Source organism: Botrimarina sp., from assembly GCF_040219535.1.
Lineage (GTDB): Bacteria > Planctomycetota > Planctomycetia > Pirellulales > Lacipirellulaceae > Botrimarina.
On sequence record NZ_JAVJSH010000016.1, the window covers coordinates 443383 to 453502 of the forward strand.

General features: G+C 61.7%; 6 protein-coding genes. 4 read left to right on the top strand and 2 right to left on the bottom strand.

What is annotated here, in order from left to right:
* Positions 1-25 precede the first annotated feature (25 nt).
* Entirely contained in the window at positions 26-958 is a 933-nt protein-coding gene (locus tag RIC11_RS09720; protein WP_350210702.1) for a DUF1559 family PulG-like putative transporter, read from the top strand.
* A 5-nt stretch (positions 959-963) separates the two neighbouring features.
* Here RIC11_RS09720 and RIC11_RS09725 read toward each other — a convergent pair whose 3' ends face one another.
* Together RIC11_RS09725 and RIC11_RS09730 are read right to left on the bottom strand one after the other, a co-directional pair.
* Entirely contained in the window at positions 964-4095 is a 3132-nt protein-coding gene (locus tag RIC11_RS09725) for a protein kinase domain-containing protein (protein WP_350210704.1), read from the bottom strand.
* A 6-nt stretch (positions 4096-4101) separates the two neighbouring features.
* Positions 4102-4716, bottom strand: a complete 615-nt coding sequence (locus RIC11_RS09730) for an ECF-type sigma factor (protein ID WP_350210706.1) — start codon at positions 4714-4716, stop codon at positions 4102-4104.
* 178 nt (positions 4717-4894) lie between these two features.
* Here RIC11_RS09730 and RIC11_RS09735 point away from each other — a divergent pair, with 178 nt between their 5' ends.
* The 3 genes from RIC11_RS09735 to RIC11_RS09745 all read left to right on the top strand — a co-directional run bounded on the left by RIC11_RS09735 (position 4895) and on the right by RIC11_RS09745 (position 9791).
* Entirely contained in the window at positions 4895-5638 is a 744-nt protein-coding gene (locus tag RIC11_RS09735; protein WP_350210708.1) for a hypothetical protein, read from the top strand.
* Positions 5639-5833: 195 nt separating this feature from the next.
* Positions 5834-7930: a fibronectin type III domain-containing protein gene (locus tag RIC11_RS09740; protein ID WP_350210709.1), complete on the top strand. Its 2097-nt coding sequence runs from the start codon at positions 5834-5836 to the stop codon at positions 7928-7930.
* A 346-nt stretch (positions 7931-8276) separates the two neighbouring features.
* Entirely contained in the window at positions 8277-9791 is a 1515-nt protein-coding gene (locus RIC11_RS09745) for a hypothetical protein (protein WP_350210711.1), read from the top strand.
* Positions 9792-10120 lie beyond the last annotated feature (329 nt).

A 10120-nucleotide genomic window follows, 5' to 3' on the forward strand; every position in this document is an offset into this window, starting at 1 on the left:
GAAGACTGCGAGCGAAATGCGCGGGATGACGCTCGTCGAGCTTCTTGTTGTCGTGGCTATTGTCGGCTTGCTTCTTGGCATGCTGCTGCCGGCGGTGCAGGCCGCTCGTGAACGAGCGCGGTTCGCACACTGTACCAACCAGATTCGACAGCTTGCGCTAGCCGTCGCACTGCATGTTGAGGCGATGAAGACCTACCCCGCCGGCGGATGGGGAAGCGACTGGACCGGTGATCCAACCCGCGGATACGGACGCGAGCAACCCGGTGGATGGCTCTACGCGTTGCAGGCGTTCGTCGAAGGGGGCGTCGATACAACTGCACTCACGGGACTTGGCGAGTACGCCCGCAGGCGCGATAGGGCTGCCCGCGAAATGCAAGTCGTACAGGAACTCTTGATCTGTCCCTCGCGTCGATCAGCCACCCTTTTTTCCCACCCCAACCCTTACGCGTTGGTCAACGTCGACCCGCCAAGCGTAGTAGCTAGGTCCGACTACGCAATCAACGGCGGCTCGGCCGGCACGAATACGCTTTTACGCAGCGACGGCACAGCCGGACCTCGGTCTCTCGAGGAAGGAGACACGACGTTTCCGTGGCCGCCGGACAACTTCTACAGCGGCGTCATCCGTTTCCACGGCAGCTTCGCGCCCCGCCAAATCTTGGACGGCTTTTCCAACACTTACCTCCTCGGCGAGAAGTATCTGAGCACGCGGGACTACTTGAGTGGCTGGAATGAGGGAGACCGCGGCTTTGCCCTCATCGGCTACTCATCCGACACGGTGCGACTGACGATCAGGGGCTCGACGCCGACTCGCGATAATCCCGGGCGAGATCCGAAGCGGTTCGGTAGCGCTCACGCCTCGGCGTGCTTGTTCGCATTCTGCGACGGCTCCGTGCGACCGATCTCCTACGAGATCGACGAACCAGCCCACCGGGCGAATGGCAACCGCCGCGACCGGTGACACCATCAATCGGCGTCGACTATCACGCTTCGGCACACGCGAAACCCCGTCGCTACCGCCCCGGGGTTTTCGGGGTCGTTCAGCCCGATGTTGCCGTCTTCGCTCCCGGGCTGCCGGATGTCGCCAGCAGCTCCGCCGCGGGTCACGAAGTAACCGCCGGGTGTTATCGGATACTCCCGGCCCGGATCGTCGTCGCAGATTTCGTCAGCGTTCCCGTACATATCGAACAGACCATTCGGCCCCGGCATGCGCACGCCAACCGCAGCCTTCGTCCCGAGAGGCGAGTTTGGCGGAACCGTGGCGAAGAGCGGCAAGAGCTCGGAATCGTCGCCAAAAAACCAACGGGTCTTCGTGTCGCTGCGACAGGCGTGCTCCCATTCGGTCTCGGTCGGCAACCGATACCCCTGTCGCTCGAGAAGGTCGGGGGCGCTCCGCAACGCTCCTCCACTGCCTCGGTCTGGGATATAGCACCACTGCTCTTCAGGAATCCCGTCCAGCTTGCTCAGCCAGTTGCAATAGGCAGCTGCTTGCTGAGCAGAGACCCCGAAGACCGGCCAGTCGGGACGTGGCGGCTCGTCGCCAGGCGCACGCCATTCCCGGTCGAACTCCTGGTACTGACGCACGGTCGTCTCGAACATCGCGATTGCGAAATGGCGGCGTACTCTGGATGGCCGCGGCGCGACCGCTAGCGAACCGTCGACGAGTCGTCTTCGCCCGGGAGGTTGTGGCAACGGTCCCGGCTGACAATTGAGCAGGATGTGGTCATTTGGTCCGCAAGCAGCTCCGCCTGTTGGACGCTCGTTTGCTGCGGACGCTCGTATGGCTCTCATGACGCTGAATTCGCTGCCCACCCAGGCACGCATCGCCCAGGCGGACGCTGCCCAGACCGCCGGCTCATTCGCAATCGAAAGTGACCGCAAAAGCTCGCTCTCCACCGCCTCTGGCAACGTTTCCGACCCCTTCGCCAGCGCACCGACGAGAAGCATCGGCACCTGCGACAACTGCGCCGGGAGCTTTGCGTCCAACCAAGCCGCCGCCTGAGCGACGCCCAAGCCCGCCGCGGCGGCATCCGCGACGAAGCGGTATCGGGCCTCTGGCGTCGCGTCAGAGGCGAGGAGCGATCCCGCCTCGGCAGCCCTTCCCCAGGCGGTCAAGGCTATAGCTGCGTTCGCCGTCGCCCGCCCCGGCGGCATTCCTCCCCGATTGTGGCTGTCGGTCCCCGCTGCAAGTAGGTCCGCAACTGCGTCTCTCGATTCAAGCGAACCGACCTCCCTTAGACTTAGCCGTAGGCATTCGGGCCGTACGCTCGAGATCAATTGAGCGAGCCTCTCTGGCCGACTATCAATCGCCAATGCCTGACGCGTTGCCGCCAAGGAAGCTGACAGGGATGTCTCTTCTTCAGCCGCCGTAGCGACTAGCTCGGGAAAGACTTCGTCGCGCACGGAGCTAAAGGTTTCCGCGAGCGATTCAACCGATCCCGGGTCGTCCTCTACTTCGGCCACCATCGCACGAGCGAGGCGTGAGCCGTCTGTCTCAGGCGCCCCAGCGTCTATCGCAATACGGTAAGCAGTGCGGCGTAGCCATTGCGAATCGGGCTGTGGCGACGCCGGCAGATCGGGCCGAGTCGTTTCATCGTCGACCGCCAGCGCTAACTCCCTCGCACATAGCAAAGCCTCCGAGATCGGCGCTTCCAGCATGTAGCGGTAGACCTCGTCCCGCTGGGCTTCGTCTGAGTCAAGTAGGACAAGCCGGTATCGTGTCGCCGCCCTGTCGTCCTCGCTCACCCTGTCCAGAAGAACGCGGCTCGCGTCGAGGGCGCGTTCTTGGGTCGACAAGTCTCGAATCAGCATTGGGGCCACTTCAGCGGGTGCGTCGGCAAGCCGCGACAACTGCGCGTCGATCCGATCCCGCTCTGCACGACGGATCTCGAGCAATTGCCAACTCGTGATGGCGGTCGCCGCGACGAGGCTGAACACGAGCCCCGCCGCCAAAGAGGCCACCACCGGCCTGCGGCGACAGGCTCGCCAAGTACGCACCGCTGTTGGTAGTGGTCTAGCTTGTACTTGGCGACCTTCTCGAAACGCATCCAAATCAGCAATCAGCGCCGCCACCGTCCCGTAGCGATCCTGCGGGGCTTTCGCCAATGTCTTCAGTACTACCTGGTCGAGGTCGCCGCGGACCGCACGCCAGGCTTCAGGACGCCGGCCCTTCTCACTCGTCTCTCCTTTTCGCATTACGTCAGAGGGACGCGGTGGATTGGCATGGCAGACCGATTGGATGATCCCTTCCAACGACTTCCCGGAAGCCACATAGGGGCGCTCCCCGGTCAGCATCTCGAAGAGCAGCAAACCTAGGCCGTAGACATCGCTTGCAGCTGTCAGGCGCCTCTGCAGGACTTGTTCAGGACTGGCGTACTGCGGGGTGAATGGCGCCACCCCCCCAGCAGTTGCCGTTGTCTCGCTTAGCTCGCCAGAGAGCTGCTTCGCTATACCAAAGTCCAGCAGCTTAGAGTCGCCTAACTTGTTGACCAGCACGTTGGCTGGCTTTATGTCGCGATGAATCACGCCGTAGCTGTGGGCGTAAGCCACCGCTTCGCAAATCTGGCGGAATAGCGCTAAGGTGTCGTCGACCGAACCCCGGTGTCTGCGGCAGTATTCCGTGACCGGCTCGCCGTCAACGAACTCCATGACGATGTAGCGACGTCCATCGCCGAGCCGACCACCGTAGTAGAACCTCGCGATGTGAGGGTGGTGCAGGTCCGCGAGGAGCTGGCGCTCTGCCTCGAATCGTCCTTCGGCTCCACCCAATACGTCTCGTCGCAGCAGTTTGATTGCCACCAACTGGCGATACTCATCGGTCCGCTCCGCTAGGAACACCTGCCCGAAGCCGCCACCGCCCAGCTTCGATCGGATCGTAAAGGGACCGATCTCTGTCCCGACCCACGCGTCGTCACCGTCTTCGCGAGGTCGCCAGAGACTTCCAGAGAAGTCTTCGGTCTGCTGGTGCGCAGAAAGCAGCTTTAGCACCTGGCGCCGCAGGTCCCCGTCATCGCCGCACGCCTCTTCCACGAACGACGCACGATCCTCCCCGCTCAACTCTGTAGCACGGTAGAAGATCTCGTCGACTCTTGTATGCATTGCGATTCACTCTAGATCGCCGAGCATCGACCGCAGCCGCGCAAGTCCGGTCAGCCAGTCCCGTTTAACGGTATCGGTCGAGACACCGACTATGTCGGCCACTTCCGAATGAGTGAGCCCTCCGAAGACCTTCAACGACACCACTTCCTGCTGCCGAGGCCTCTCACGCCCCAAGACCTCCATCGCTTCGTCCAGCGACTCGATTTCGTCTCCAAACAGAGTGGTGGCCGAATCCAGCGCGGCGTCTGCCCACTCGCCCAGCTCTACGCGGGACACACGACCGCCGTGCTTGATCGCCTTCCTCTGGCGCCAATGGTCGATCAAAATCCGCCGCATCTGATCGCAAGCCGCGCAGAATAAGTAACGCCTGTTTTTCATCTCGCCCAGCCGGCGGTCTTTCGTCCACTTCAAGGCGAGCTGCTGAACGATATCTCCCGTCGTGAGACTCGGGTCGCCGAACTCGTTGCGTTGGCGATGGGCCAGCATGCGTAGTTCACCATCAACGATGCGGTAGAGCTCTTCCTCGGCCGCACGGTCGCCTCTCCCGATGCGACCAATCAGCCCGGTGATCAGCCCAGGGTCGGCTGGATCGGCAGCGCCGTCGGCGGGATCTGGTGCCATGTCAGTGTCTGGGGGCGGCGGGCAGTTCGCGGCCGTTTCTGATTTTTCGCTTTTTTGGGCGCCCCCATCGGCCGCCCTCCTTCGGGTGAACCATTGAACGGCCGTCGTGGCCGCCGTGGCCCAAAGGCGGCTCTTGCCGCCGGGGGGCAAGCGTAACCACTTTCTCAAGGAGCCTTCAATGGTTTTCTCCCGCGTAGTTGCCCCCCTCCTGACCGCTTCGCTTCTAGCCGCCAGCAGCTTCGGCCAATCCGAAGCTTCCGCGACTTACCGAGCACCACAGCATCCCGGCTATACGGAGGGTCGTCCGCTCAGCGGCGTCGGTGCTTGGCGCTACGATCAGGCCCGCCGCGGTTACTACCAAGCAGTCGCCCGTTGGAACGGAGTGGCCGCTGAGACCAGCTTGGCTCAGCTAGCCGACCTCCGTAGCGAGCGACGTGACCGACTGGCCGTCGACAAGGAAGGGCGAAGAGAAGCGTCGAAGGCAGCCAAGCAACGTCGCGAACAGTGGCAAAGCGACCGTGCCCAGGAGCTCTGGCGAGATATCACCACCGGATACGTCGATTGGCCGCTGGCGCTTCGCCATCCGTGGTCGCAAGCGAGGCTGAACGAGGCGATCACCGCGTTGCAGAGGGGCTCCGAACCCAAGGTGGCGACCGCTGCGTTGTATCGACTGCGCCGGGCGATCCGCCACAGCGACGATCGCTTTACGCACCTTCAAAAGATCCAAGCTCTCCGCGTTCTGGATCGCTTAGAGCTTATCGCGGCCATCCCCAGTGATTTTGATTTGGCTAGCCGGACGACATCGCGCACTCCGCGTCCTGACGTTGCACGCACGGATCCCGCCCGGTCAGCGCCGGTTGCCGCGGTGGCTTCCGCTCGAACGGACATCGGAATCGGGCCACGCGCTGTCGCGGAGCGCTAGCCCTCGCAGCAGGGATTTTCCGGATCTTTTTTTTGCAGCCGCGGCCGGCTTCCTGCCGTGTTTCCCTGCGACGGATGGCGTCCAACAGGACTCACTCGGATACCAGCCGATCTGAGCGGGCACCGTGCTATGCGGCTTTGCCGACCCAGCGTTCTTTGCCAAGCACGCTTTCCTCGATTAAGCAAGAGACGAGCCATGCATCTCTGCCGACTGGAGTTTCTGGAGTCACGAGAGTACCTCGCCGCTGATCCTTTCCTTGCCGCTGGGATAAACCAGGCGCTGGTTGAAGCCGCACTGGCAGATCAGAACGGCGATGGAAGTGTGAACGCGGCGGACTACGTGATCGCGCGGGACGCAGGTCGGCAAGACGCTCTGGAGGCGTTCACCGCCCGTTACGGCGATTCCGCCCCCCTACCTGGCATTGCAACGGAAACTAAACTAGCCCGACTCCCCGAGAGCCTGCTCGGCGAATCTGTGTCGCCGGCAGCGGTCGAGGAGGTCTTCAACTCTCTCGGTGTGTCCGTCATACGCCACCTTGGCACACCCGGCCATGCGTTGGTCGACTTCCCAAACGGTGGCTTGTCAGACGATGCGCTGGCTCTGCTCGCCGTCGCCGAACTCGACGCGGAAGGCGATTACCTCCGCAGCTACGAGGGAATCGAGACTCGAGGTTTGTCTCCCAGCGACGTCTTTGAGAGCCTCAAAGACGGGGTCGAAGGGATCATTAGCGGCGCAGGGCAGATCGTCTCGGAAGCTTGGGAAGGCGCCGGGGACGTGCTCGGCGGGGCCGTTGATCTCCTGAATGGACCTGCCGACGCAATTCGCGACGCCGTTGACCAGCTCGGCGGAAGCTTCGGAGCGGGATTCGACAGCATCGAAAGCTTGATCGGCTCGTTCGCAAACAACCCCATCGACGCCGTGGCTGACATCACTTCCGATGCGGCCAAGGACATCCTGTCGGGTCGATTGCCCGATTTTCCCGGCATCTCGGACGCCCTCACTCTCGGGACCGACGTTCTCTCGGCGACCGAGGGGGCCTTCCAGCAGATCGTCACCGAGCTCGTCAGCGCCGGCTCTCAGTTCGCGTCGCGGTTCCAGGGATTCCTCGAGACGTGGCTATCCGTTGATTTGGGCCCGCAGTGGACCTCTACGGGCTGTGGCGTCGAGTACTTCGGACTGTGGCTAGTTCCCGACAAGATTGGGCCGATTGACCTGACGCAAGCCTGTGCGACGCACGACGCGAACTTCAATCTCTTTGCTCCACCGGGCGTCAACGCTGTCGATAACTTCATCGATAACATGGTCAGCAACGGTGTCTTCTTCGTTGACGTGTTCGAAGCTGCTGTTGCGACGGGGGACCCCGTTGCGATCGCGATGGCCCCCGGCTTGGCGACTGTCTACACCGCTGGGGTGACGGCCGGCGCATTGGTCGGCTTCGGTCTGGACAGCGCGAACCAGGCTGGGGACGCCGCCGCTCAGACTTTACGCAACGATCGTTCGGCGGTGCCCCTCGCAGTGGCGTCCGGGATCGTTGAAGGGTCGATAGGGAGTTTCTTGTCTGTGCCGGGATCCTTTGCCGACATGCCTGCCGCCTACCGGCCGGCGTCGCCGACGGACCTAAGCCTAGTGTCTGTCGGACGAAACGAAGTAGTCGTGCGATTCACGGACAACGCCTATTTCGAGAAACGCCACATCGCCGAGGTGAGCGTCGATGGTCAGACGAACTGGTCGCGACTTGAGAACATCCCACCAAACGCAGAACGCGCGAAGCTCGAAGGTCTCAACGCGGGGACAGGCTACTGGATTCGAATCGTGGCCGAGGGACAGACCGGCAGGCTTTCCGCACCTTCGAATGCGGTCTATCTGGAGACCGATCCTCCTTTGATCGTCCTTCCGTCTTGGTTGAGCTCATCGGGCGGCGTGTACTCGATCCGAGGCGGATCAGGCAACGATTCAGTCTCCCTTGTCCGAAGCGGTGACAACGTGAAGGTCACCTTCAACAACCAAGTCGCGTACGTACCGCACGCGATTATCAAAAGCTGGGACATTCGATTGGGGGCGGGTGACGACTTCTTCGAGAACTACGGGTTTGTCCGCCCCGCGTTGGTGTTCATGGGCGAGGGCGCAGACGTTGCTTATGCCCGGGAAGGTCGCCAGGACCTCCGCATGGGCAAGAACGGAGATATCATCTACTCCATCGATAGCTCTCTCACCAATGACTCATTCAACGGCGGCGATGGCCGAAACGACGAGATTATTGGGGCGGGATCGAGCGAGATTGTCGCGTGGTAGGGTCGAGTTCCTGACGGGCGGCGGGCGGGTTTGGGAGCCGGGGCGTTCACGAAACCAGTCGGCGGCGAGTATGCCATGGCAGTACTTCCTGGACGTCTCGGGCCGTGCGTTCGGTTGAAGCGGAGCGCGGCGTCCCAGCCTCAGGATCGCCTGACCCGGAAAGGGGCCGAATGGTTGGGGGCTGCTGCTGAGGCGTTCTGTTGCGACCGCTTATCGGCCATGCTACTATCCGCAACGCGCTGCCGGGTCGGAAGCTGCCAGGCCCCGCCGCTCAGCCGCTCAGCCATCAAAGTGTCGAGTCGTACGACCTCGTTCTTGTAGCTCCCGCGCACCGGATCGACGCGTGATGTCTCACCTTGTATCACGCAATTTGACTTGCGGGCGAATTGCACGTGTCGTTTGCCCGCTGTTGTGGCTGACAGCCGCAGGTCCAGATCGCTCAGTACTCGCCGCTGGATTTCTCGGCGGCGGGGGGTACTGGGACAACTTCGAAGGTGGCCCCATACTGCCTTGGACCTCAAGCTTCGGTACTCTAAGCGGAGCAAATAGCGACGGAATCCTCTTCGATGAGAAGTGGCTCAGAACTCCGCTGCTTCCTGTCGCCGTGCCCGCGGAGGAAGTTGTATATCTTCGGATTGGCGTGTCAGTCGGCGGTGTCCATTCGAGAGTTGGAATCGAAGATACCGATCTGCCGGTCCGCGTTTTCCGCGGCAACTCTTCGGACGCAATCCTCGACTTCGTAATCCCCTACCCGCTAAACGAACCTAGCGTCGCGGAACCAGCTGATCCAGACGACGTCTTTATCTGGTTCGAGTCCGCTATTCCTGTGAGCTCGGTGGGTTCGCTAGGCGGCTGCTGCTTGGGAGAAGGATTGCGCATCGAGTTCTACGACCCACTCGGGATGTATGGTCCCGGCCTTGAAATCGGCGAGGTGTTCTTAGAGTGGTCTGAAAAACCACCGATCACAGCGGTCTCTTGGAGTGGGGAACAAGCCATCGGAACCGACTCTGGCTGGGATTTAGATTCCGAGGGGGGCTATTGGCGACTCGATAGTCTTGTCGGGGGCTCCGAATACCTATTTGCGGCCTCCGAGTATCCGGTAGAAGACCCGAACGGCCCGGTGCGTGTCATCGTCGAAGCGGTAACTCCTCCTCTCCGCTTCCTAGACCTGTCCACCGCCGAGTTCTTGATGGATATCGATTTAGCTTGGTCCGATGGCGACAAGCAGGCAGACGGAATATCTATCGACCTTGAGACGATCGCAGGCCAGCCGGTCGCTAGTATAGCCAGCGTAAGCACAGTGCAGTTTACCGGTTTCGAAGACGCATCGATGGGTTACGTGGGCGGGCAGATCCGACTCAACTTTCTCAAGGATGTATTCAATGAGTTTCTACCTTCCAGCCACGTCGACGGTGAGACGGTCTACAGGATCCGGACGCGCGTTTTTGACTCGGATGACTTCAGATACTCATCGTATTACGGATTCGGTTCGTTGACGGTCACCAACGCTGTCGTGGACGATGCTGGAGACTACAACCAAGATGGGGTAGTCGACGCCGCTGATTACACTATCTGGCGAGACGCTGCTGCAGGGGTAAGGCTCGGAGGTGACGGCGACGGAAATGGTGCAGTTGACGCAGTGGATTACTCCATATGGGAAGCATCTTATGGCGTTCTCGGCGTGGGTCCGGTGCTTCTATCACGCCACACGGTGCCGGAGCCGAGCGCGATGTTCCAGTTAGTCTTGCTAGTTGTCTCCGCTCGGTCGACGCGATTTCGAGCTCACTTTGCGCCGTTAGGCCCTGATGGACCTGCGAGCGCGTTTACCGCATGGTTCACGCAGTGCGGGAGTCGTCGGTAAGACGACTCGCTATCGAGAGCCACTAGTTCGGTGGCAAGCGGCCCCGCATCGACGCTTGCTCGATCGAATCGATTTGGAGTGAGTCTGGCGAGACCATCCAGCGCTCGGCGCCAGCCGAGCGACCTCCTGCTAGTGTGGGTATGGTCTGTCGCAAGCTCGCCGATGGGGCCAATCCAGTCTCGACGACGCCGGGAGTTATCGTCGAATGTTGTGGACGGCGTAGGTTGAAGAGGGCGGCGGGTTCGTGGAGAAGGGAGGCATCTGACCTCCAACCCTTCACCGGAACCCACCGCCATGAGCGAAGCTACCGCGACGACGATCTCGTTTCC